This window comes from Acidovorax sp. LjRoot117, assembly GCF_964252695.1.
GTDB lineage: Bacteria > Pseudomonadota > Gammaproteobacteria > Burkholderiales > Burkholderiaceae_C > Acidovorax.
This window is the reverse complement of sequence record NZ_CAXUPO020000013.1, coordinates 110,698-133,069: the sequence shown is the minus strand read 5'-3', so window position 1 is coordinate 133,069 and position 22,372 is coordinate 110,698. Positions and strand designations below refer to the sequence as shown.

Below are 22,372 nucleotides of genomic sequence, written 5' to 3'. Positions count from 1 at the left end.
CAATGACCGTCGAGGTCTCTTTGCCGGACGCCGCGTCTGCCGCAGAGCTCGCGCGGCGCTTCGGCGGGCTCGAGCGGCTGTACGGGGTTGCGGGTGCCGCCCGCATCCGCCAGGCCCATGTGGCCGTCATCGGCGTCGGCGGTGTGGGGTCGTGGACCGCCGAGGCCCTGGCGCGCAGCGGGGTGGGGCACATCACCCTGGTGGACATGGACCATGTCGCCGAATCCAACATCAACCGCCAGATCCACGCGCTGACCGACACCGTCGGCCAGGCCAAGGTCGTGGCGATGCAGCAGCGCATCGCGCAGATCAACCCTGCCTGCACCGTCCATTGTGTGGATGACTTCGCCACCCCGGAGAATTGGCCCGGCCTGCTGCCGCATCCGGTCGATGCCGTGGTCGATGCCTGCGACCAGGTCAAGGCCAAGACCGCCATGGCCGCCTGGGCGCGCGATGCGGGAGGGCTGCACATCGTGGTCGGTGCAGCAGGTGGCAAGCGCCAGGCGCACAAGGTCGACATCGATGACCTGTCGCTCACCACGCACGACCCTCTGCTGGCCCAGGTGCGCTACCGGCTGCGCAAGGAGCACCGCGCTCCGCGCGACGGCAAGAAGATCGGAGTCGCCTGCGTCTTCAGCCGCGAGGCGGTCGCCGCGCCCGATGCGTCGTGCAACATCGACGGCGACGGCTCCCTGAATTGCCACGGCTACGGCTCCGTCGTGGCCGTGACCGCGACCTTCGGCCAATGCGCCGCCGGCTGGGTGCTCGATCAGCTCGCTGCTGGCATTCAGAAAAAACCACTCAAAAAGACGCTATAATCCAAGGCTTTGCAGCAGTTGATCAATCGGCTGTCTGCAACAGGTCGGGACGTTAGCTCAGTTGGTAGAGCAGCGGACTTTTAATCCGTTGGTCACAAGTTCGAATCTTGTACGTCCTACCACCAACACATTGTAGATATTAGAAAGCCTGCTATTTAAAACATAGCGGGCTTTTTTCCATTTTGGGGCTGGTGACAGTCTGGTGACAGTTTCAAAGTTGATGAGCGGAAGTTGCAACCAACGCACCCGGAGCCTGAAGTGGTGTTCAAGTGGCTTATCAGGGGCCCTTTGATACTTGGGCACTGACTGTGCAATCGGTCTGGTGCGAGAACACCGTAACTCAGCCCCAGACGCGTCTAACGGACAGTTTTTGGTCAACTCTGCACCGACTTTGCGGAGCCTGCTCTGGTCAGAGTGTCATTTCCAAGTTCGACGCACTGCTTCATCGCTCATCCATCGGAAAGGGTGCTCGCGCCTTGAGCGCAGTGAATTGGGAAGCACCTCTTCAATCGCGGCTTCGACGAGCGCTCTCAATGAGGGCCCAGGTTTCCCGACTGTGCACGCGTTCACGACAAGATCCCCTTGGCGGTAAATCAGCTTGAGCCGTTCCTGAAAGTACGCCCTCGCTCCGCTGTCCCATGCCTCACGGAACACTTTGCTCCTGTAAAGGCGAGTGGCCTGACCGAGCGAGCATTGATAGGGGGATGGCGTTGATCAAGTAAAGCTGGGTCTCGTTCTTATTCCAACACGGAGGCACGAGCAATCCGGCTCGTTTGCGGATGTGGCGCCCCGTCACCCCATTTGCGGGCCAGGGCGTGTACGGCTGCCTGGACCCGTATTCATCGATGTGGGGTGACTCCAAGACGAGCAGGATGCATTGGACTTCGCTGCACCTTTCCGGCAGTGCCTGTGCCACCGAACTCCAGTCCCTCAGATCAGTTAGCTGTGAAATGCGGCCAACTAACCTGTCTGGACACTCACGTCGATCAAAGTTCGGTGTGGAACTCGGGCACACGCTGTGGACGGACCTCTCGAAATCAGCAGGAGTGAAAGCAGCGGGGGTTTTCATGGAGCGCAGCTTGCCCCTTCGTGGGCCGATATCGAAGAATTGCGACCCTCGAGGATATGACGTTTTCTCACGGATTCAAGACATGTGTACATGTGTGGACGCAGCCTGTCATCTGTGGCATGAGAGCTTCTGGCTGCGTTAAACTACATAGTCGCGCCTGGGCTTAGCGCTGCTGACCACCTTTGTTTAAGAACTCAATCCCCGTGCGTTTGACCAGTTCCTGATAGCTGATCGGTGGCCCAGCTACCTCACGCTCACGGTTCGCCTGCCAATGCGCCCATGCCCGCTGTGTCGTCGCGTCGTACACCAGCTTGTAGAGATAGGTCGGCACGCGCACGCCGTTGTCTCCAACGCGCGGACTGCTCTCGGTGAAAACGGGACCTGTGATCACAAACACATCCCCCTTGGCCCGCTTTACATAGTGCCGCGTGTCCTGCTCAATCTTGTTCCAGGCGCCACCGTTGTGCTGAGCATTCTGGGGGACCATATTCGCCAAACTGAAGCTCTGGGCCATGGCCGTTGGCGTTGGCATATCTCCCGCAGGTGCCATGTGCCCACGGCTGTAGCCAGAGTTCTTGTAGTCCTCCAGCTCCGCCCGTTCGCCACTGGGCAAGCGCGCATCCGCAAAAAACCGTTTGGCCCGTTTCTCATCGGCATCCTCGATGAGCCTGCGGTTCAACCGCTGGGCCACAAACACTGGCGTCTTCGTCGCCCCGGAGTGCAATATCGCAAACGCTTCATAGCAAAGCTCGCGCAGCTGTGGCCGGGGCGTGATGGCCGGAGGAGTTCCATTCGCAAAGAACTGCGGGCATTGCGCAAAGGAGGTGGGTTCGGGCGTGAGCAGCGCCGCACTGTCGAACTGCTGAGAACGTGCCCAGGAAAGATTCGGGAGAGCAATGCCGGCAAGAGACAGGGCCAGCACAGCCGCCAGGCGCACACGGCCTGGACAAGAGAAAAAACGATTCACAGAAGAGGCGAGCAAGTGGAAAAAAAAGATGCCAGATTGGAGCACCGTTCACGGTTCGCTTCTGGCCCGAATGCTCAGATCCTGCAGGGATTTACAGCTGCTTGCAGAGTGGGGGGCACAAACAGAAAGGGCTCCCCAAAGGGAGCCCGATCTGCCTGCCCGCCCCTGCGGTTCAGTGAACACTCCCCACGGCACCAGCACCCGCAAATGCGATGTGCCACCACCATGGGAAGTCTTGCAACTGCATCAATTCAACCCAAGCAGTTGGTATGCCAAGTTCCATGGCGCTGAATTCGCCAAAGGGTGAGGGCTTCTTCATGCATCACACTGATTCGACAGGTAACTCTACCTGCTGTGCCGGATCTTTCGCCCGGTGCACAAACAGCTCCAGTGGCGGCACTTTGATCAGCGCCTCTGCCTGCTCGATAGTGCCTCGCAGCCAAGTATCCCAGTCCCCCTTTTCCAGCGGCACCACGGTACGCTTGTCCTGCATGTCGGGCGCGCGCTTGGGGTCAGGCCGGTGCATCAGGTTGAGAACCGGCACGTCGTCGCAGTTCTGCGTGATCATGGTGTAGCTGGGCAGCACCTCGCCCGTGGCCGGGTCGGTCCATTCGCTCCACAGGCCCGCCAAGCCCCAGGGCTCGCCGTCGGCCCGCTCGAACTGCCATGGGATGTGCTTGCCTGTGCCCCAGTAGGGTTCGACATACAGCTGCGCCGGGATGATGCAGCGCTGCCCCTTGCGCCAGGGGCCGCCGTAGGTCCATGACTTGGCCATGCCCTCGCGCCGGGCGTTGACGGTGCTCAGGCGCTTGCCGTCCGTGCCGGTAGGGATGTGCGTCTTGGAGTGCGGCGGGATCATGCCCCACTGGCCTACCACCAGTTCTCGTCCAGCTTCGCCCTTGGCCCGCAGGAACGGCCCACGGTACAGCGGGCTCATCTTGTCGCGCCACTCTTCCTCGGGAACGTCACCGAAGTGCAGCACCAGCTGCTCACGGCCCGGGACCTCGTAGTAGGTACACATGGCATCATTCTGGCAGCAGGGAGCTATACTGTAAATATGTACAGTCTTTGGAATTCCTCGCTACCGGTGCCGTACGACACGGCGGCGCAGTCGCTGGCCTTGCCCCTGTGCGGGGTGAGCGTGCGCGCGGGGTTTCCATCGCCAGCGGACGACTTCGTGGTGGAGCGGCTGGACATCATGCAGTTGCTGGTGAAGCACCCCCAGGCCACCTATTTCTGGCGCGTGCGGGGCGACTCGATGCGGGACGCTGGCATCGAGGACGGCAGCATCATCGCCGTGGACCGGGCGATCAAGCCCAAGCACAACAGCATCGTCGTGGCCATTGTGGACGGCGAATGCACCGTGAAGTATCTGCACCAGCGCGCCGGCCGGATCAAGCTGCGGGCGGCCAACCCTACCTATCCCGACATCATTCCCCGAGAAAGCCAGACCATTGAGGTGTGGGGCGTGGTGAGCGGGTGCGTGAAGCTGTTTCTCACCTGATCTGATGGACGGAGGCCAGCATGTATGCGCTGGTGGATGGCAACAATTTTTACGTGAGCTGTGAGCGGGTTTTCCGCCCCAGCCTGAACGGCCGCCCGGTGGTGGTGCTGAGCAACAACGATGGCTGCGCCATCGCCCGCAGCAATGAAGCCAAGGCCCTGGGCATCAAGATGGGGGCGCCGTGGTTCCAGATTCGGCACATGGAAGAGACCCACGGCCTGGTGGCCTTGAGTGCCAACTTCACCCTATACGGCGACATGAGCAACCGGATGATGAGCCTGGCGGCGGGTCTGGGGCCTTCACAAGAGATCTACAGCATCGATGAATCGTTCGTGGGCCTGCAGGGCCTGCGGGGCGACCTGATCACACGCAGCCACGCCATCCGCGCCCGCATCCACCAGTGGGTGGGCATCCCCTGCGGCATTGGGATTGGCCAGACCAAGACGCTGGCGAAGCTGGCCAACCACATCGCCAAGACGGCCGAGCGCAAACCGGGGAGTTACCCCGCCGAGCTGGCGCAGGTCTGCAACCTGTCCGCCTTGCCGGCTCAAGACCTGGACGATGTGCTGGCCAGCACGCTGGTGGAAGAAGTCTGGGGCGTGGGCCGCAAGATCGGCGCGCAACTGCATGAATGCGGCGTGCATACGGTGCTCGACTTGGCCCGGCTGGACCCAGCCATGGTGCGCAGGCGCTGGAGCGTGGTGCTGGAGCGCACCGTGCGCGAACTGCAGGGTATGCAGTGCATTGAGCTGGATGACGCGCCCGAGCCCAAGAGAGAGATCGCCTGCACCCGGTCATTCGGCCAGGCGGTGACGGAGCTGCCGCCGCTGGTGGAGGCCGTGAGCGAGTTCGCCAGCCGTGCGGCCGAGAAGTTGCGCAAGCAAGGGAGCCTGGCAAGCCAGCTGCTGGTGTTCTGCCACACCTCACCTTTCCGACCCGGACCCCGATTCAACCGCAGCATCGTGGTGCCACTGCGCCGGCCTACGGCTGACACGGGAAAGCTGGTGTGGGCGGCTGTAGCTGGCATGCGCCGCATGTACGAGCCTGGGTACAAGATGGCCAAGGCAGGGGTGATGCTGCTGGACCTGGTGCCGGGCAATGCGCTGCAGGGAGAGCTGGATCTGGAGGATGAAGACCACCGGGACCGCACCCAGCTGATGGTGGCTTTGGATGCGCTCAACCAGCGCTATGGCAAGGGCACCGTGCATTCAGGTGCCACGGGGGGCACCAACAAGGGCAAGGGCTGGGGGATGAAGCAGGAGAGGCGAACGCCGCAGTACACGACGCGGTGGGAGGATGTGCCGGTGGCGCGGGCCTGAGAGTGGCGGCGCTCGCACGCTGGAGATCTGTTTTGCAGCGGTTGCCGTCGCTCGTCCTGCCGCTATGGAAGTCCGCTGACGATCTCTCATCGGTCGTTCGGAGTAGTGGGCCATATTTTTGGATGGAGATAGAGAACACCAATCTATTAGCTCCTCACATGGCTTGCGCTTTCAAGCCAGCTTAAGGCAATGCTGAACAAGTAACGTCATATCCATCGCAAAGCCATTTGAATGCCAAATGGCCCGCAAAGATACTGTGCTTTGCCCCACAGGGCCTGTTTCGGGAGCCTTTGAGCCCCCTTCGGACCCTTACGGGCGCACCTGTCCCTGCAGGCGCCCTCGGGCAAGGTAGATGTTGGCCAGCGCCAAGGCCGTGAACGCACGCGTGGCGTTCTTTTGCAGCCCGCGATAGCGCACCTTGGTGAATCCCCACAGGCGCTTTACCACCGCAAAGACATGCTCGACCCGAGCGCGCACCCGTGACTTGTTGCGGTTCTTGGCCCGCTGAACTTCGTCCACCTCGCCCGCACGGCGGGTGCGCTGGTTGGTGAAGTCCTTGGCCCTGGGGGCTTTGCTCGCTATCAGTGTTTTCTGGCCGGCGTAGGCCGAGTCGCCGTACACGCGCTGTTCGTTGCCATGCAGCAGATCGGGCAGCGGATGTTTGTCGTGCACGTTGGCCGCCGTCACCACAGCGCTGTGCGCCAGCCCGCTTTGACTGTCCACGCCAATGTGCAGCTTCATGCCGAAATACCACTGCTGGCCTTTGCGAGGCTGATGCATGTCGGGGTCACGCGCCTTGTCGGCGTTCTTGGTAGAACTGGGCGCTGCGATGATGGTGGCATCCACGATGGTTCCGGTATTGACCTTGAAGCCCCGCTCCTGCAATTGCTGGCCTACCTTGGCGAACAAGGCTTCGCCCAGTTTGTGCTCATGGAGCAGTTTGCGCAACTTCAGCAGCGTGGTGGCATCGGGCACGCGTTCGCGACCCAGGTCAATGCCCACAAAGCGGCGCAGACTGGCGCTGTCATACAGGGCCTGCTCGCACGCCAGATCGGCCAGGTTGAACCAGTGTTGCAGGAAATGGATGCGCAGCATCCGCTCCAGGCCAATGGGCGGGCGGCCATTGCCTGCCTTGGGGTAGTGCGGCTCTATCACCTGACACAGAGCGGCCCATGGCACTATTGTCTGCATGGTCCGCAAGAAATCTTCGCGTCGGGTGGGTTTGCGCGAATGCTCGAATCCGTTGTCTTGATCTGCGGCCATTGCCAGGGTCTGCTGCTTCATCTGCGGATAACGTTTGACCCCCATCAACGGTGGACCTTAATCAGCGTTGCCCTAACTATCGAACCTTCATTCGAGAAATCCCCTGCCGCAAGTGTCTTGGATGCAAGGTTGGACGCATCCTGAATGTACATTTGGACGAGCCCTCAATGTACATTTGGACGGTAAACGCACCATTGCTTTCCCATGCATAGTCCGACCATCCCGTTTCGCCTAGTCTCCACTCAGCGCGAAGAGCAATTGGCTCAATTCAACGCCAGGAAAGAAATTGCTTGGTTTGGGTTTAGGGGGGCGTTCAAAGAGCCAGGCTTGGCGATCATCAATTTCACCAAAATCGAATCTGGCCTTCAGGGAGGTGGAGGAACCTCCGCAATCAATGGCGGTGTTATCGCCGCAGGTTTTGATGCAGCCTTCGTGCTTGCCGGTTTGGGTCACTACGATTCCAAGGTCGTCGTCACTCTGGAGTTGTCGGTCAAATTTTTGTCCCTTGCACTTGTCAACGAGTCGCTTGCATTCCAAGCGCATGTGGTTCGATCTGCTAAAAACTTCTCGTTCGCCGAGGGCTTTCTCTCTCAGGCAGGTACAGGGCCAGCCCAGCATTTGGCAATTGCCACCGCTATGGTGGCGCCTGCGCGCTAGGCACGCGGCGGGAATGCGCAAGGCGCCAAAGGTGTCCTTCCCCTCGGCTGAGATGGAGATTTTCGACGGTCGTTCACCCAAGGCGCGAGCGTTCTAACTCGTAGAGACACCACCAGCAATGGGCTCGTTTGCTGCTTTCCGAGCTTATATGCCGATTGAATTCCGTGAGGCCTTGACCTTCCCACCGTGGCAAGGTTCATAGTCAAAACGTGAATCAACCAAAGGAGGCTCACATGGTCCATATCAATGTTCCTGATATGACGTGCGGCACTTGCGCCCAGCGCATTGGTCGTGCAATAGCTCAGGCCCAACTGCCTGGGGGCGTCGAAGTAGAAATCGACGTAGCTACACGTCAGGTACGCATCCCGGCGCAAGCCGGAGAAAGCACCGTGGAGCTTGTCCGCTCAGCGATTGAGCGTGCTGGATATAAAGCAGACGCGGCGGTGAGTCCTGCATCTCGCCGAACAACCGGTGGCTGCTGCTGTGCGTCTCGGCCCGTAGCCCCTGTTGACGTGGATCAAGACGGTGCAAGGCAGACGTCGTCATGCTGCAGTTGAACTACCAAGGAGACCATCATGCGTCTGAACATCGTCGCTGGGCTGTTGACAACCCTATTCGTGGCAGGCTGTGCCGTCGCGCAATCGCCAAAACCTGAGGACGAACACGCAGGCCACCACCCCGGAGATGCACAGAGCGGCGGCGTCACAACCCAGTCTGCCCCGGCAGCCACTGCCGCGTCTGCACCGGACGCCTTTGATCGTCAGATGAAGGCGATGCAGGAAATGCACAAAAAAATGCAGGCGGCCAAGACTCCCGCCGAACGCTCAGCGCTGATGGAGGAGCACATGAAGCTCATGCAGTCAGGCATGGCCACGATGGGCGCGGGTAGTTCTGGTGGCATGGGGATGGGAATGATGCAGCAAGGGGCGCAGACCAAACCTGCCATGCCTGCAGCCTCCGGAAACTCGGGTATGGGAGGCATGATGGGCATGCACGCTCAAATGGAGCGCCGTATGGCCATGATGGAGCAGATGATGCAAATGATGGTGGACCGCCAAGCAGCCATGCCATCCAAGTAGTCTCACCGCGAACGTTCTTTGCGGGGGAAGCTATCACTATTCCAAACGCTGGTGAGCTGCGCGAGGCTGGGTGACTCAGTCACTAACCACTGTGCAGTTGCGCCCGAGCGCCTTTGCCCTGTAAACAGCTTCATCAGAGCGTTTTAGCAGCCGGGCGAGGAAATCCGCTCCGGTTTGGTGTACTGCACATGCCAGCCCGACACTGACCGTTACTGGCCCCGCCAATGAGCGAACCCGTCTGGCGCATTTGTGCACCCGCTCCGCGATTCGGGCAGCGGCTTCTGCGTCCGCATCAGGTAACCAGAGGACGAATTCTTCCCCGCCGTATCGCGCCACCAGGTCCGAACCACGGGCGCCTGCCTGTAACTGGCGAGCAAAGTTCACCAGCACCCGGTCGCCCTCGGGATGGCCATGCGCATCGTTGATCCGTTTGAAGTAGTCCACGTCCACCATCAACAACGACACGGAACTCTGTCGAGAGGCCGTCCGTTGCCACTCTTGCACGGTCAATTCCAGCGCACGGCGGTTTTTAAGACCTGTAAGCGGATCAGAGAGACTCAGTTCCGAAAGCTGGCGATTCTGCAATTCAACCTGTTCATTGCTGGCGGCCAAGCGCTGGGCAAGACCCTGGGCCTCTGCACGGGCCTTGATCAACTCGCCTTCGAAACGGCTGCGTTCGCGGGCCACAAAAAAGGCCCATACGATGTGGTCGCCCGTCTCCAGGCGCTTGCTGACCGCATTGACCATGACAGGAACAGTCTCGCCGCCAACACCGCGCAGGTGGAGGAATACTTCGCGCGCACTCTTGGCGTGATGCAGCGTGGGAAACAGGTGGGTCTGGCTGAAAATTCGAGAAGCTGGTGTCAACAGTTCATCCATGGAGTGGCCGAGCCAAAACGCCTCCGTGCCCCCGATCAGGACAAGGAACTCCCTGTTCATCCGCACGATGTGCCCCACCGGGTCCGTGATCATCATCGCGCAAGGGATGTCATCAACCGCCAGCATGTTCCGCCCTCTCGGTTTCGCTCACGCTAAGGAGAGATATCGCTGCATGGCGGCCGTCACCAAGTGCGGATGACTCATGTGGGCGCAGTGTCCGGTCACGTCCAGCACTTCCAGCGTGCTGTCCCTGAGCTTCTTGTGCATGTATTCCCCCACCGAATGGGGCGCCAACGCATCGTTGCCATGCTGCAAGATCAGACTCGGCCGGGTCACGCGTGACAGCTCCTCTCTGGTATCCGCAAAGAAGGTTGCCTGCGCAAAGATACGAGCCATCGTAGGATCGGTTGAGCAGAAACTCTCGGACAGCTCTCCGCCCAGACTGTCTGCCTGCGGCGCTCCCGCCACAATGGGTGCGAGGTAGCTGGACCAGCCCATGAAGTTCTGGTCCATGAGGTCCAATAGGCCCTCCAAATCCTGGCGCTCGAACCCTCCAAGGTAGTCCGGAGCGTGATTGATGTAGCAAGGCGACGGGCCGACCAGAATCAGGCGATCAAAAAGCATAGGTCGCTCGATGGAGGCCAGCAGGCCGATGCTGGCGCTGACCGAATGTCCAACAAAATGCACTCCGCGCTCGATGCCCAATGCGTCGCATACATCCAGCAGATCTTGCACGTAGCCTTTCAGACTTGCGTACTTCACGGGGTCAAAGGCGGCCAAGTCTGATTGGCCGCAGCCGACGTAGTCGAACAAGACCTGGTGGCACTTACCTTCAAAGGCCGGAGTGATGTGTCGCCACATATGCTGGCTACACCCAAAGCCGTGCGCATAGACGAGCACGGGGACGTCCGGGCGAATTGCATCGATCACATGCACGTTGTTGCGCTTACGAATTTCCACTGTTGTTCTTTCCGGGCGGTCAGTCCGCAGATTTTGCACGCCTGACGCTTGCACCGTGCGCAAAATAGCATGCAAGCGTGCGCGATTGGGAGTGAGAAACAACTGGTTTATCGCTAGCACCAGCTTGCGCAACGCAGCGTTCAGCCTCCAGATGCCTCTGTTTTCACTCTCCTTGGCTTTCGCATCAGCACATAGGCTGCAGGAATCACGAACAAAGAAAGCAGCGGTGCGGTCACCATACCGCCCAGCATGGGAGCCGCGATGCGGCTCATGACCTCCGAGCCTGTCCCGCTGCTCCACACGATGGGTACCAGGCCCGCCAGGATGACGGCTACGGTCATGGCCTTGGGCCGGACGCGCAGCACGGCACCTTCGCGGATCGCGTCCAGCAGATCTTCCAGCGTGGGCTGCTTGCCGTCTGGACATCTCTCTGCGAGTGCCTGCTTGAGGTAGATGAGCATGACCACCCCAAACTCTGCTGCCACCCCTGCCAGGGCAATGAAGCCAACGCCCGTTGCGATGGACAAGTTGTAGTTCATCAGGTACAGGAACCAGATACCCCCGGTCAATGCGAACGGCAGTGTCGCCATGATCAGTCCTGCCTCCCCCATGCGTGAGAAGGTCAAGTACAACAACACGAAGATGATCAGCAAGGTGGCGGGCACGACTACCTTAAGGCGGGCATTGGCCCGCTCCAGGTACTCGAACTGGCCTGAGTACGTGATGCTGACCCCGGGCTCCAGCTTGATCTGGCGGCCCACCGCATCGCGCAGGTCATTGGCCACCGATGCCAGATCGCGCCCCCGCACATCGACATACACCCAGCCCGATGGGCGGGCGTTCTCGCTCTTGAGCATGGGGGGGCCATCGGTGATGGAGATGCTGGCCACCGTGCCCAGCGTGATCTGCTGCCCCATGGGCGTGGAGATGGGCAACTGGGCCAGGCGTTCCGGGGAGTCGCGCCACTCACGCGGATAGCGCAGGTTGATCGGGAAGCGGGCCAAGCCCTCGACCGTTTCAGACACGTTTTCACCACCGATGGCCCCGGAGACCACGGCCTGGATTTCGGACACGTTCAGCCCGTAGCGCCCTGCGGCCGTGCGGTCGATGCGGACATCGACGTAGCGCCCCCCCGTCAGGCGCTCTGCCAACGACGAAGTCACTCCCGGAATGCCCTTGGCGACCTGCTCGACTTGGGCAGCGATCCCGTCGATCACCTTCAGGTCGTTGCCGGTCACCTTGACCCCGATGGGACTCTTGATGCCGGTGGCCAGCATGTCAATCCGGTTGCGGATGGGTGGAATCCAGATGTTGGACAGGCCAGGAATCTTGACGGCCTTGTCCAGCTCCTCGATCAGACCCTCGGGCGTCATTCCTGGACGCCATTGGTCTCTGGGCTTGAGCTTCACCGTGGTCTCGAACATTTCCAGCGGTGCCGGATCGGTTGCGGTCTCCGCGCGGCCAGCCTTGCCGAAGACGCGCTCGACCTCGGGAACCGTCTTGATCATCCGGTTGCTCAGTTGCAGAAGCTCCGTCGCCCGCTGTGCCGACAGGCCCGGGAGCGCCGAAGGCATGTACAGCAGATCGCCTTCATCGAGCCTGGGCAGGAACTCGCCCCCCAGCCGCGAGAGGGGCCAGATCGTGGTCGTCAGCGCCAGCACGGCGATGACCAGTGTGGATTTGGGGCGGTGCAGAACCCATTCCAGGCAAGGCCGGTACACGGCAATCAGCGCGCGCGTGATCGGGTTCTTTTGCTCATCTGGGATGCGGCCCCGGATCCAGTAGCCCATCAGGACCGGGATCAGCGTGACCGAGAGGGCCGCAGCTGCGGCCATCGCGTAGGTCTTAGTGAACGCCAGCGGTCCAAACAGGCGACCTTCCTGTGCTTCCAGCGTAAAGACGGGCACGAAGGACAAGGTGATGATGAGCAGCGAGAAGAACAGCGCGGGGCCTACCTCCTCGGCGGCTTCGGTGATTACCTTCCAGCGCTCTTCCCCCACCAGTTGGCGGTCGGGATGCTTGTGCTGCCAGGCCTCCAGCTTCTTGTGGGCGTTCTCGATCATCACCACGGCCGCATCAACCATGGCGCCCACTGCGATCGCAATGCCACCCAGAGACATGATGTTGGCGTTGATGCCCTGGTAGCGCATCACCAGAAACGCCGCCATGATCCCCAGCGGCAGAGAAATGATGGCGACCAGTGCCGAGCGCAGGTGCCAGAGGAACAAGACACAGACCACAGCCACCACGATGAACTCCTCCACGAGTTTGGTGGTGAGGTTCTGGATCGCCCGCTCAATGAGCGCACTGCGGTCGTAGGTTGTGACGATCTCCACGCCCTGGGGCAGGCTGCTTTGCAGCTCGCTGAGCTTGGCCTTGACGGCTTGGATGGTTTCCTGGGCATTCTTGCCCGAGCGCAGGACCACCACGCCACCGGCCACTTCCCCCTCGCCGTCGAGTTCGGCGATGCCGCGCCGCATCTCCGGTCCGATCTGCAGCGTTGCGACATCGCCCAGGCGCACGGGAATCCCGGCGCGCGACACCAGCGGGATGGCCCTGAAGTCGTCCAGCGTCTTGAGGTAGCCGCTGGCGCGCACCATGTACTCGGCCCCGGACAACTCCAGCACCGACCCTCCCGTTTCCTGGTTCGCTCCCAGGATGGCATCACGCACCTGCCCCTGGGTCAGCCCTTGGGCTGCGAGCTTGATCGGATCGAGCACCACCTGGTACTGCTTGACCATGCCGCCCACCGACGCCACTTCCGCGACATTGGTCAGGCTCTTGAGTTCGAATTTCAGGAACCAGTCCTGCAGGGCCCGCAGCTGGGCGAGATCGTTCTTGCCGGTGCGGTCCACCAGCGCATATTGGTAGATCCAGCCGACCCCGGTGGCGTCGGGGCCGAGCGACGATTTGGCCGTGGCGGGTAGTCGCCCCTGCACCTGGTTCATGTACTCCAGCACCCGGGAACGTGCCCAGTACAGGTCCGTGCCGTCCTCGAACAGGATGTAGACAAACGAGTCGCCAAAGAACGAGAAGCCGCGCACCGTCTTGGCGCCCGGGACGGACAGCATGGTGGTGGCCAGCGGGTAGGTCACCTGGTTTTCCACGATCTGCGGCGCCTGGCCGGGGTAGGAGGTGCGGATGATGACCTGGACATCCGACAAATCGGGGAGCGCGTCCACGGGGGTGCTGCGCACGCCCCACACGCCCCAGGCCGTGAGCATCACGGTCGCCAGCAGAACCAGGAGTCGGTTCGCCACCGACCAGCGGATCAGACGTGCGATCATGGCTTGATCCTTTCCACGGCAGTGATCACGAAGTCCTTGCCTTGCTGCTGGAAGGTGAACTTGACCTGCTGCTCCGGTTTCAGGGCCTTGGCCAGCTCTGGGTTTGCCAGCTTGAATGGCATGGTCATGCCGGGCCACTTCAGTTCAGGCACGGCCTCGTGGGTAAGGGTCAGCTCGGTTGGCGTGACCTCATCGACCACCCCTCGCACCGTAAAGCTCTTGGACGCCGGAGCCGCAGAGGCCGAGGAACCCTGTTCAGCGATGGGTTGTGCGCTGCTGCCGGGAGGTTGAGCGGGCATGATGCCTCGCAGGCTGGCTTCCGAGTCGATCAGGAACTGCGCCGAGGCGACCACCTGCTGCCCTGCGGTGAGTCCGCTTTGAATGACGAGTCGGTCATCGATTTCCGCGCCAAGTTGTACCTGGACGGGGTGGTACTTGCCGGGGCCGTCCACCACGTAAACCAGTGCCCGCTTACCGGTTCGGATCACCGCTTCACTGGGTACCAGCAGCGCCGGTTGGGTGCGTCCCGCCAGGACAATCTGCCCGGACATGCCCGCCTTCAGGCGCTGGGTGGGGTTGGGAAGCTCCAGGCGCACGCGCACCGTGCGGGTGTCCCGGTTGGCCTCTGGGAGGATGCTCACGACACGGGCTTTGAGGGTTTCGCCCGGAAACGCGGCCAGGCGCACCTGGGCGTCCTGCCCCAGTTGCAAGGGACCGCTTTGCGCTTCGGGAACGGCCGCTTCGATCCAGACGCTGGCCAGACCGTTCACGCGCACCAGGCTGGCCCCCGCAGAGACCGTCATGCCCTGGCGCACCATCAGTTCGGCCACCATCCCTGCTTGTGGGAAGGTCACCGTGTAGCGGCCCTGAGGTTCGCCCGTGCGCTCCACCTGGGCCACGAGCGAGGCAGGCATGCCCAGCAGTGACAACCGATGACGCGAAGCGGCCGTCAGCGACTCTTCCTTGAGCGCCCGGACAGCGAGGAACTCGCGCTGCGCAGCCACCCACTCAGGCAGCAGTAAATCGGCCAATGGCGCGCCTGCGGCCACCACGTCACCCGGGGCCCGGGCATAGACACGCTCCACAAATCCTGCAGAACGCGCCTGGACGATACTCACATCCCGGTCATTGAGCTGGACCGTGCCCAGCACGTCCACATCGGATCCAATGTCGCGCTGCTCCACCGTGGCGGTGCGCAGGCCGAGGGCTTGCACCGCTTGTGCCGAGACATTCAAACCGGTGCTTTGTTGTGCGTCCTCATCGGCGTACTTGGGAACCAGCGCCATGTCCATGTAGGGCGACTTGCCTGGCTTGTCGAACTTCTGCGTTGGCACCATGGGGTCGTACCAGTACAGCACCTTGCGGTCGGCCTTCGCCGCTTCTGCCGATGGAGGGGTAGCGCCAGATGGATGACTGCTCGCAATGCGCCATTGGGAGACGCCCCAACCGAGGGCAATGCCAGCAGCCACCAGTGCCACGGCCACAGTGGTCTTCTTGAAAACGGTATTGGTCATGTGGTTCTCCCTTCAGTCCGCGATCAGGCTGTTCAGACGGGCAATCACGGTGTCCCGCTGTGCCTGCAGATCAATGAGCCGCCAGTGCGTCTCCCGCACTTGGGCCCGAGCCGCCAGCACGGTGCTCAAGTCGCCTTTGGCGGACTGGTAGTTGGCCAGCGCGAGTTCGGCACGCCCCTGTGCCAGGCCCATGCCAGCCGACTGCAGCCGCTCGATCTGGCTGTTAAGTGACACCAGCTCTGAGGCGCTGTCCTCCAGCTCCTGCAGGTGCCTGCGGGTCACGTCTTCCTGCTCGGCGTCCAGGCGCTGCAGCTCCAGCTGCTTGGCCTTGATCTGGGGTCCCTGGCGCCGCTCCTGTTGCCAGGGAAGGTCAAAGGTCACCTGGAACGACACCATGTCGCCCCAGCGTCGGTCGCGGCGGCTGTAGGCGACTTCCCAGGACCAATCACCCTTGGTTTCTGCCTGGGCTTCGCGCGTTTCCGCCAAGGCCATGGCCTGCATGGCGGGGTACTGAGCCAGTTCGGCATGGCGGTGTACCTCCGACCGCAGTTGGTCCAAGGGGCGGCTCAGCGGCCCAGGAGTTCCCTGTAGCGCCTCGTCGGCGCGAGCGCCAACCCAGCGCCGCAGCATCGCCCTGGCCTTGGACCGGTCCCGCTGCAGATCGTCCCTGCGGTCCGACAGCGCAAGCGCCTCCTGCCTGGCCATCAGGAGATCGCCCGCTTGGGCCGTTCCCCCCGCGATGCGGGCAGTCAGGCTGTCCTGCAGGCGCTGGTTCTCACTCAGTAGACCGGTGAGTACCTGATCACGTTGCTCGATAGCCTGGGCCATGATCCACGCTTGGCTCAGCTCCTGGCGGATCTGCAGGCGCTGGACGCCCAGGGCGGCGCGTTCGCGTTCCACCTTGGCCTCGGCGCCGGCAATCTGGGCATCTCGTTTGGCGCGGTTGGGCACCTCCTGCATCAGCGCCAGGCGCTGCATGGTCATGGACTCGCGCGTGAGGCTGAAGCGGTCCATGCCGCTGACGGGAAAGTTCTCGATCCCGACTGAGAGCTTGGGGTCCGGCAGGGTTCCCGCCGACTTCTGGGAACTGCTGGCCGCGTCAATCTGCAGCCGCTGGGCCGTGATGCGAGGGCTGTGCTGCTCGGCCAGGTCCAACGCTTCGGAAAAGCCCAGTGCATGTGCCTGGTTGCCAGCCAAGCCAATGCTGGCCAACAGGACCCCGAGAGCGCCCAGGCGCAGATGGTGGAGGTTGCGCACCTGGATGCGCTCAGAGATGGGATGAATGCGCTGGTGCGCAGACAGGCGCTCGCAGGGAGCGCCAAAGGAGGTGATGGGCATGATGGTCCTCGAAATGAAAGGGCACGAAATCAGACTTGCGCAAACGCTGCAAGGCAGCGCGCAAGCCGTGCACGATCAATTCCGAAAGACCTGATGGGTTAGATAGATGGGGGGAGAGCCCGCTCGAATGTCCAGCTCCGCGTAGACAGCCCGAGGGTCAATGTGGCGCTCGGAGTCCAGGATCACAGGCAGCACGTAGGCGACCCAGATGGCGTGCGCCGCGAGCGCCTGCAGATCGAGACCTTGGAGCGAGGGGGAGGACAAGCTGTCGCCATCACAGTGGGCTCGGCACAGCTGAGGGTCCTGCTCGTCCATGGTGCCCGCCATCGCGTGACAATCAGGCATGGAGGGCATACCCACTGCATCTTCCATGGCCATGCCCGCTTTTTGCATCGATGCCGCATGGGCTGCAGAGTCCAGCTTGGGACAGGCATAGGCGGCCAACGCGAACTGCATCAGAAGCAACGCCGCAATCAGAACGCTGGCTATCCAGCGTCCTTGGCGCGATACGGTGCTTCTGGCGAAGATCATGGTGCGAATGGTATCCCCAGCGATGGCCACGGACTTAACCTAGATCAAATCCGGGCCTGCCGAGCCATCTCAGCCCTTGCGAAGTCGCAGGGCATTGGCGATCACGGACGCCGAACTCAGGCTCATTGCCAAGGCCGCGATCATCGGCGAAAGCAGCCAGCCGGTGAAGGGATACAGCAACCCAGCTAGAAACCTCCACATAGTGTCTGCCCGGGGCAAACTCTTCCTGGGCGCGCGAGGTGGAACGCATGCCAAGGGTCAAGGGAAGTGCAAAGCTGCAGAAAACAAGCGTTTTGATCATGATGAAGAATGAAGAAAAAAATGGCTTGGCTTAGCTTTCAGAGAGCAATCGGTCGATAAGCAGATTGAGCTCAGCGAAGTCCGGCTTGCCCACAAAGCGTTTCACTACCACCCCTCGTTTGTTGAGGAGGAACGTTGTAGGCGTGACATTGACATCGCCCCACGCCTTGGCCACCACGCCGGTGTTGTCGATGGCTACAGCGAATGGCAACCTGCGTGTTTGGGCGAAGTTGACCACGTAGGCCGGGGGGTCATAGCTCATGGCCACCGCGATGGTCTCGTAGCCGCGGCCACGGAACTTTTCGTGGCTGGCCGACAGCATCGGCATCTCCGCCACACATGTGGTGCAACTGGTCGCCCAGAAGTTGATCAGCGCCACCTTTCCTTTGAGGTCGGAAGTGGTCAGCGACGAGCCATCCAGCAGCGTGAAAGTGCTTTCTGGGGCGGTCGAGGAATTCATGCAACCTGTGAGTGCCAATGAGATAGCGGCGAGGGCAAGGACGTGTCGCAGAGGTTTCATCTATGCACCTGTTTTGGTGGACGGGATCGAAGGCATACCAGATTGGAACTCCCAAGACGCTCTGGTTCACCGTGGCTCTTTCGCTGCGATAGGACTGTCCCCGCTCATAAGCGACGCAAGCACCAGTGTGATCGCTCCCCCAACAATGACCATGTCGGCTATGTTGAAGGCAGGCCAGTGCCATCCGCGCAGGTGAAAGTCGAGGTAGTCAATGACCTGACCGCGCACGGCCCGGTCAAATGCGTTGCCCAATGCACCGCCCAGGATGAGGCTATATGAAAGGCCTTCCAGTTTCCGCAATGGGCTGTACAGCTGCAGCACCAGCCAGGCTGAGACCGCGAGGGCAATCGCAAGGAAGAACCATCGCTGCCAGCCACCAGCGCCGGCGAGGAAGCTGAACGCCGCACCAGGATTGAGCACATGGACCAAGTTAAAAAATGACGTGACCTCATGCGACCATCCCAAGGGGGTAGTCGCATCGATGTAACTCTTGGCTGACTGATCGGCTAGAAACACAATGACCGCGAGTGCGTACCATTGCGTTCGTTCGGATGGCTGATTCATATGATTTCGCTCGGATTTGCAGACTTCGCGCTCGGCGTCGACAGGAAGAGAAAAGGAAATTGATGGTTTCTTTGCTGGCGCGGGTAGAGCCAAAAGGAGGTTAAGTCCGAACCGTCCAGGCCGCCCGCATTTGCGCAGCACGACCTGAAAGCGACATTCACCACCTCGGCCCTGCCATCGGCACACCTCGCGCGATGCGTTGAACCCATGCGCCCGCAGCCGCAACGCATGTCCCACCCAGTGCTAGGCCGGTAATCACGTCCATCGGAAAATGCGCGCCCAAGACGATGCGCGACCAGCCTACTGCGGCTGCGAACACCAGCAAGCCAACCCTGCCCGCCCGGCCCAGTGCTGGCCAAAGCGCTGCCGCCAGGACCCCTACATAGACCGAGTGGCCGCTGGGCATGGTGTAGCGGCTGTCAGGCGCAGCGTGGACCCGGTAGACAGCATCTCCCAGGACCACGAACGGACGCGGCAGCGCGAACATCGCCTTTAAAACAGCTGTGCCGGCGAAAGCAAACACCAACCCAATCACGAATCTGCACAACTGTACGTCGAGCGGAGTTGACCGTTCACGGACCTGCCTTCGCCGCCAAACCAGCATCAGAACCACGACGGCGGGCGCTCCCCAGTAGCTGCCAAACGCGCTTAGGGTTTCGGGCAGCCAGATCCAGCCGTCAGGCAGCGCGCGCTGGATGACCAGGAAGAGGTCCACGTTGGCGCCGCCCCAGTCATAGAGCCAGTGTCTCGTCCACTGCGTCGCGGTGTGCGGCGCTTGCATGTCGGTCAGGCCGTCTTGAGCTTGAGCAGGCGCAAGCCATTGAAGACGACGAGCATGCTGGCCCCCATGTCTGCGAACACTGCCATCCACATGGTGGCATGCCCAGTGAACGTAAGTGCGAGGAAAACCGCCTTGATCCCCAACGCCAACACGATGTTCTGCGTCAGGATCGAGGCGGTCATGCGCGACAAGCGGATGAACGTCGGAATCTTGCGCAGGTCGTCGTCCATCAGCGCGACGTCGGCCGTCTCGATAGCGGTGTCGGTGCCAGCCGCGCCCATAGCGAAACCAATATCGGAACGCGCAAGGGCCGGCGAGTCGTTGATACCATCGCCCACCATGCCGACCTGGCCCTCACCGCCGATGAGACTCTCGATGGTTTTGAGTTTTTCTTCGGGCAGCTGGTCGCCACGGGCTTCGGAGATCCCAACCTGGGCCGCGATGGCGTCGGCCGTGTGCTGGTTGTCCCCTGTGAGCATCAGCGTGCGCACGCCCAGCGCCTGCAGGTCGGCCACGGCTTCACGGCTGGTTTCTTTCACCGTGTCGGCGACGGCAAAGATGCCGAGCACTGTGGTTTCGTTCATCAGCAGGATGGCCGTCTTGCCTTGGCGCTCAAGGGCTTCCAGCTGCGATTGCAACGCGACTTCGCTGAGGCCGAGCTCTTTCGCGAGCCGGTGATTGCCCATCTGCAGCATCCGACCGGCAATGCGGCCCCGCACGCCGCGCCCGGGCAATGCCGCAAAGTCGTCGACTTCGTGCAGCAAGACGCCGTCCCGGTTCGCCCTGCGGGCAATGGCTTCGGATACCGGATGGTCCGAGCGGGCAGCGAGGCTCGCAGCCCATGCGGCCACTTCCTTCCCATCGCCGACCAGGGGCAGGAAGTCGGTCTGCTCGGGCTTGCCGTGGGTGAGCGTGCCGGTCTTGTCCAGGGCCAGAGACTTGAGCTTGCGCCCTCCCTCCAGGTACACGCCGCCCTTGATCAGGATGCCGCGCCTGGCGGCTGCGGCCAGGCCGCTGACGATAGTGACGGGCGTGGAGATGACCAAGGCGCAGGGGCACGCGATCACCAGCAACACCAGCGCCTTGTAGATCCAGTCGAACCAGGCGCCACCGAACGCAAGCGGCGGAACGACCGCGACCAGCACAGCCACCACGAATACAGCCGGGGTATAGACCCGCGCGAACTGATCGACGAAGCGCTGCGTGGGCGCGCGGCTTCCCTGCGCGGACTCCACCGCATGGATGATGCGCGCGAGCGTCGAGTCGCTTGCGCCAGCGGTCACCTTGTACTCAAAGGAGCCGGTCTCGTTGATGGTGCCCGCGAAAACCTGGTCGCCTTCCGCCTTCTCAACGGGAAGGCTCTCGCCAGTGATGGGGGCCTGGTTGATAGCCGAACTGCCTGCGGTGATAAGGCCGTCCAGTGCAATGCGCTCGCCCGGACGCACCCGGACCACCGAGCCCTTGGCGATTTCCTTGGCCGGCAATTCCTTCCACGAGCCGTCGGTCTGCCGCATAGTCGCGGTCTCTGGTGCCAGGTCCATTAGCCCGCGTATCGCATTGCGGGCGCGGTCCAGCGACTTCGCCTCGATCACCTCGGCCAGCGCAAAGAGGAACATGACCATGGCCGCTTCGGGCCAGTGGCCGATTGCCATACCACCTGTGACCGCGATGGACATCAGCGCGTTCATGTTCAAGTTGCGGTTTTTAAGGGCTATCCAACCCTTCTTGTAGGTGCTTAGGCCACCGGTGAAAATCGAGACAAGGGCCAGCACGATGACAGCCCAGTGGTTGCCGTCGTTGACCCAGTACACGCCTTCGGCGAGCACGGCTGCGATGCCGGAAACCGCCATTGGCCACCAGTTGGTCTTTTGCGCGGGCGCCTGCGGATCGCGCGGCTCATCGGTTTTCTGCATCTCGGTTTCCATGCCCAGCGACTCGATGGCTTCGACCGCCGGCTTGAGCGCGTCGGGCGCGTGCCGGACGGTGAGCGTGCGCTGCATCAGGTTGAAGTCCAGTCCCTGCACGCCGGGCATGCCTTGAAGCTTGCCGCGGATCAGGCTTTCCTCAGTCGGGCAATCCATTTTTGCAATGCGCAGCAGTGTGGTGACCGTTTGCAGGTCCTGCCGCTCGGCCCGCATGCCGATGGAAACGAGCGCCTTCTCGATCGGTGTCGTCGAAGGGAGGGTGTGCTGGACGCCCAGCACCCGTTGCATCAGGTTGAAGTCCAAGGCAGTGACGCCTGGCTCCTTGCCCAGGCGGTTGCGGATCAGCGCTTCCTCCGTTGGGCAATCCATGTTCTCGATCCGGTACGTCACGCGCTCTCCGGCCGGCATCGCGGAGACCGGGGCGGGCGACTGGGGCTGCGGGGGTTGGGCCGCCGGGGATTCGACCAGTGCCGCAGTTGCCACCGGGCTCCCGGGGGTTGCGGTCTGCTCCTTGGCACGCATGCCGATCGAGGCCAGCACCTGCTCCATCTGCGCGCGCGCCTCGGCAAGGTGCTTCACTGACAGGGTGCGCTCGGCCAGATCAAAGTCCAGGTCCTGGACTCCCTCGACCGCGCCGAGGTACGAGCGAATGAGTTTCTCCTCGCTCGGGCAGTCCATGTTCTCGATGCGGTAGGTGGTCAGCACCGGGGCATCCCGGACGGCCAGCGCCTTCATACCCACCGCGTTCAGCGCCTGCGCCAGGGCATCGGCCGTTACCACGCTGTGCGAAACGGTGAGCTTGCGCTGCGAAAGATCGAAGTCCAGCCGCTCGACGCCGGGCATGCCCTCCAGCGTCCGCCGCACCAGTGCTTCTTCGTTGCGGCAATCCATGTTGCTCACATGGAAAACCGTGTTCTCGCTGCCGGCCTGCTCCTTGGCACAGCTGGCCTCTTGGCCGTTGTTGCCGCCGGTGCAGCCGCACGAGTTGGACGGGTCTTTGTTCATAGATTGCTCACTCTTCGTTGGCAGGGGCTTTCCCCGCATGCCATCATTGGACAACCTCTAGTTGATATAGAGTCAAGCTTTTGCGGAGAAGA

General features: G+C 61.9%; 20 protein-coding genes, 1 tRNA gene and 1 pseudogene. 7 read left to right on the top strand and 15 right to left on the bottom strand.

Translation table 11 applies throughout. The annotated features are described in order from the left end of the window. Positions 1-2: 2 nt before the first annotated feature. Together ACSQ3D_RS24025 and ACSQ3D_RS24020 are read left to right on the top strand one after the other, a co-directional pair. The gene (locus tag ACSQ3D_RS24025) at positions 3-818 is read left to right on the top strand and encodes a tRNA threonylcarbamoyladenosine dehydratase (protein WP_436128534.1); all 816 of its coding nucleotides are present in this window, start codon (positions 3-5) and stop codon (positions 816-818) included. Positions 819-864: 46 nt separating this feature from the next. Beyond that, a tRNA-Lys gene (locus ACSQ3D_RS24020) sits at positions 865-940 on the top strand. Positions 941-2,050: 1,110 nt separating this feature from the next. Here ACSQ3D_RS24020 and ACSQ3D_RS24015 read toward each other — a convergent pair. The 3 genes from ACSQ3D_RS24015 to ACSQ3D_RS24005 form a co-directional block, all read right to left on the bottom strand. Beyond that, entirely contained in the window at positions 2,051-2,731 is a 681-nt protein-coding gene (locus ACSQ3D_RS24015) for a DNA/RNA non-specific endonuclease (protein WP_235504088.1), read from the bottom strand. 295 nt (positions 2,732-3,026) lie between these two features. Continuing rightward, positions 3,027-3,173, bottom strand: a complete 147-nt coding sequence (locus tag ACSQ3D_RS24010; protein WP_156371538.1) for a hypothetical protein — start codon at positions 3,171-3,173, stop codon at positions 3,027-3,029. Positions 3,174-3,176: 3 nt separating this feature from the next. Next, positions 3,177-3,875, bottom strand: a complete 699-nt coding sequence (locus tag ACSQ3D_RS24005; protein WP_056419560.1) for an SOS response-associated peptidase — start codon at positions 3,873-3,875, stop codon at positions 3,177-3,179. 36 nt (positions 3,876-3,911) lie between these two features. Between ACSQ3D_RS24005 and ACSQ3D_RS24000 the strand changes: the two genes are divergently transcribed. Together ACSQ3D_RS24000 and ACSQ3D_RS23995 are read left to right on the top strand one after the other, a co-directional pair. Next, positions 3,912-4,358, top strand: coding sequence for a LexA family protein (locus ACSQ3D_RS24000; protein WP_056419563.1), 447 nt, complete (start codon positions 3,912-3,914; stop codon positions 4,356-4,358). Between the two features lie 20 nt (positions 4,359-4,378). Next, positions 4,379-5,677: a Y-family DNA polymerase gene (locus ACSQ3D_RS23995; protein WP_056419567.1), complete on the top strand. Its 1,299-nt coding sequence runs from the start codon at positions 4,379-4,381 to the stop codon at positions 5,675-5,677. 309 nt (positions 5,678-5,986) lie between these two features. On the opposite strand, the gene ACSQ3D_RS23990 is transcribed toward ACSQ3D_RS23995, so the two are convergent. Next, positions 5,987-6,961, bottom strand: coding sequence for an IS5 family transposase (locus ACSQ3D_RS23990; protein ID WP_436128533.1), 975 nt, complete (start codon positions 6,959-6,961; stop codon positions 5,987-5,989). Positions 6,962-7,144: 183 nt separating this feature from the next. Here ACSQ3D_RS23990 and ACSQ3D_RS23985 point away from each other — a divergent pair, with 183 nt between their 5' ends. The 3 genes from ACSQ3D_RS23985 to ACSQ3D_RS23975 all read left to right on the top strand — a co-directional run bounded on the left by ACSQ3D_RS23985 (position 7,145) and on the right by ACSQ3D_RS23975 (position 8,676). Beyond that, positions 7,145-7,597, top strand: a complete 453-nt coding sequence (locus ACSQ3D_RS23985; protein ID WP_056419573.1) for a PaaI family thioesterase — start codon at positions 7,145-7,147, stop codon at positions 7,595-7,597. A gap of 233 nt (positions 7,598-7,830) precedes the next feature. Then, positions 7,831-8,154 carry a heavy-metal-associated domain-containing protein gene (locus ACSQ3D_RS23980; protein ID WP_082493245.1) on the top strand — a complete coding sequence of 108 codons (324 nt, stop codon included), beginning with the start codon at positions 7,831-7,833 and terminating at the stop codon, positions 8,152-8,154. Between the two features lie 18 nt (positions 8,155-8,172). Next, on the top strand, positions 8,173-8,676 hold the full coding sequence (locus ACSQ3D_RS23975) for a hypothetical protein (protein ID WP_015012969.1): 504 nt from the start codon (positions 8,173-8,175) through the stop codon (positions 8,674-8,676). A 75-nt stretch (positions 8,677-8,751) separates the two neighbouring features. Here the strand turns inward: ACSQ3D_RS23975 and ACSQ3D_RS23970 are convergent, their stop codons facing one another. The 11 genes and pseudogenes from ACSQ3D_RS23970 to ACSQ3D_RS23920 all read right to left on the bottom strand — a co-directional run bounded on the left by ACSQ3D_RS23970 (position 8,752) and on the right by ACSQ3D_RS23920 (position 22,280). Beyond that, positions 8,752-9,681 (bottom strand): sensor domain-containing diguanylate cyclase, encoded by a 930-nt coding sequence (locus ACSQ3D_RS23970; RefSeq protein WP_056419579.1) that lies wholly within the window; start codon positions 9,679-9,681, stop codon positions 8,752-8,754. A 21-nt stretch (positions 9,682-9,702) separates the two neighbouring features. Next, positions 9,703-10,515 carry an alpha/beta fold hydrolase gene (locus tag ACSQ3D_RS23965; RefSeq protein ID WP_056419582.1) on the bottom strand — a complete coding sequence of 271 codons (813 nt, stop codon included), beginning with the start codon at positions 10,513-10,515 and terminating at the stop codon, positions 9,703-9,705. A 140-nt stretch (positions 10,516-10,655) separates the two neighbouring features. After that, a complete protein-coding gene (locus ACSQ3D_RS23960) occupies positions 10,656-13,802 on the bottom strand; it encodes an efflux RND transporter permease subunit (RefSeq protein WP_436128532.1) in 3,147 nt (1,048 codons plus the stop codon). Beyond that, positions 13,799-15,316, bottom strand: a complete 1,518-nt coding sequence (locus ACSQ3D_RS23955) for an efflux RND transporter periplasmic adaptor subunit (RefSeq protein ID WP_056419591.1) — start codon at positions 15,314-15,316, stop codon at positions 13,799-13,801. Before ACSQ3D_RS23955 ends, ACSQ3D_RS23960 begins: the two co-directional genes overlap by 4 nt. Before the next feature lie 12 nt (positions 15,317-15,328). After that, positions 15,329-16,654, bottom strand: coding sequence for a TolC family protein (locus ACSQ3D_RS23950; protein WP_056419592.1), 1,326 nt, complete (start codon positions 16,652-16,654; stop codon positions 15,329-15,331). Between the two features lie 75 nt (positions 16,655-16,729). Beyond that, entirely contained in the window at positions 16,730-17,185 is a 456-nt protein-coding gene (locus ACSQ3D_RS23945) for a hypothetical protein (RefSeq protein WP_056419907.1), read from the bottom strand. Between the two features lie 69 nt (positions 17,186-17,254). Further along, positions 17,255-17,371, bottom strand: a pseudogene (locus ACSQ3D_RS23940) (copper-transporting ATPase); the annotation flags it as partial. Positions 17,372-17,516: 145 nt separating this feature from the next. Next, a complete protein-coding gene (locus ACSQ3D_RS23935; protein WP_015012944.1) occupies positions 17,517-17,945 on the bottom strand; it encodes a TlpA disulfide reductase family protein in 429 nt (142 codons plus the stop codon). Between the two features lie 126 nt (positions 17,946-18,071). Continuing rightward, positions 18,072-18,569, bottom strand: coding sequence for a signal peptidase II (gene lspA, locus ACSQ3D_RS23930; RefSeq protein WP_015012943.1), 498 nt, complete (start codon positions 18,567-18,569; stop codon positions 18,072-18,074). Positions 18,570-18,726: 157 nt separating this feature from the next. Beyond that, the gene (locus tag ACSQ3D_RS23925) at positions 18,727-19,350 is read right to left on the bottom strand and encodes a phosphatase PAP2 family protein (protein ID WP_015012942.1); all 624 of its coding nucleotides are present in this window, start codon (positions 19,348-19,350) and stop codon (positions 18,727-18,729) included. 5 nt (positions 19,351-19,355) lie between these two features. Continuing rightward, positions 19,356-22,280, bottom strand: a complete 2,925-nt coding sequence (locus tag ACSQ3D_RS23920) for a heavy metal translocating P-type ATPase (RefSeq protein ID WP_015012941.1) — start codon at positions 22,278-22,280, stop codon at positions 19,356-19,358. Between the last annotated feature and the right edge of the window lie 92 nt (positions 22,281-22,372).

What these genes read in the sequence shown, in the direction of transcription:
- ACSQ3D_RS23920 (WP_015012941.1), bottom strand. Translation starts at nt 22,280, where the DNA reads ATGAACAAAGACCCGTCCAACTCGTGCGGCTGCACCGGCGGCAACAAC.
- ACSQ3D_RS23995 (WP_056419567.1), top strand. Translation starts at nt 4,379, where the DNA reads ATGTATGCGCTGGTGGATGGCAACAATTTTTACGTGAGCTGTGAGCGG.
- ACSQ3D_RS24025 (WP_436128534.1), top strand. Translation starts at nt 3, where the DNA reads ATGACCGTCGAGGTCTCTTTGCCGGACGCCGCGTCTGCCGCAGAGCTC.
- ACSQ3D_RS23985 (WP_056419573.1), top strand. Translation starts at nt 7,145, where the DNA reads ATGCATAGTCCGACCATCCCGTTTCGCCTAGTCTCCACTCAGCGCGAA.
- ACSQ3D_RS23975 (WP_015012969.1), top strand. Translation starts at nt 8,173, where the DNA reads ATGCGTCTGAACATCGTCGCTGGGCTGTTGACAACCCTATTCGTGGCA.
- ACSQ3D_RS23935 (WP_015012944.1), bottom strand. Translation starts at nt 17,945, where the DNA reads ATGAATTCCTCGACCGCCCCAGAAAGCACTTTCACGCTGCTGGATGGC.
- lspA (WP_015012943.1), bottom strand. Translation starts at nt 18,569, where the DNA reads ATGAATCAGCCATCCGAACGAACGCAATGGTACGCACTCGCGGTCATT.
- ACSQ3D_RS23960 (WP_436128532.1), bottom strand. Translation starts at nt 13,802, where the DNA reads ATGATCGCACGTCTGATCCGCTGGTCGGTGGCGAACCGACTCCTGGTT.
- ACSQ3D_RS23990 (WP_436128533.1), bottom strand. Translation starts at nt 6,961, where the DNA reads ATGAAGCAGCAGACCCTGGCAATGGCCGCAGATCAAGACAACGGATTC.
- ACSQ3D_RS23950 (WP_056419592.1), bottom strand. Translation starts at nt 16,654, where the DNA reads ATGCCCATCACCTCCTTTGGCGCTCCCTGCGAGCGCCTGTCTGCGCAC.
- ACSQ3D_RS24000 (WP_056419563.1), top strand. Translation starts at nt 3,912, where the DNA reads ATGTACAGTCTTTGGAATTCCTCGCTACCGGTGCCGTACGACACGGCG.
- ACSQ3D_RS23945 (WP_056419907.1), bottom strand. Translation starts at nt 17,185, where the DNA reads ATGATCTTCGCCAGAAGCACCGTATCGCGCCAAGGACGCTGGATAGCC.
- ACSQ3D_RS24005 (WP_056419560.1), bottom strand. Translation starts at nt 3,875, where the DNA reads ATGTGTACCTACTACGAGGTCCCGGGCCGTGAGCAGCTGGTGCTGCAC.
- ACSQ3D_RS24010 (WP_156371538.1), bottom strand. Translation starts at nt 3,173, where the DNA reads ATGAAGAAGCCCTCACCCTTTGGCGAATTCAGCGCCATGGAACTTGGC.
- ACSQ3D_RS23925 (WP_015012942.1), bottom strand. Translation starts at nt 19,350, where the DNA reads ATGCAAGCGCCGCACACCGCGACGCAGTGGACGAGACACTGGCTCTAT.
- ACSQ3D_RS23980 (WP_082493245.1), top strand. Translation starts at nt 7,831, where the DNA reads ATGGTCCATATCAATGTTCCTGATATGACGTGCGGCACTTGCGCCCAG.
- ACSQ3D_RS23970 (WP_056419579.1), bottom strand. Translation starts at nt 9,681, where the DNA reads ATGCTGGCGGTTGATGACATCCCTTGCGCGATGATGATCACGGACCCG.
- ACSQ3D_RS23955 (WP_056419591.1), bottom strand. Translation starts at nt 15,316, where the DNA reads ATGACCAATACCGTTTTCAAGAAGACCACTGTGGCCGTGGCACTGGTG.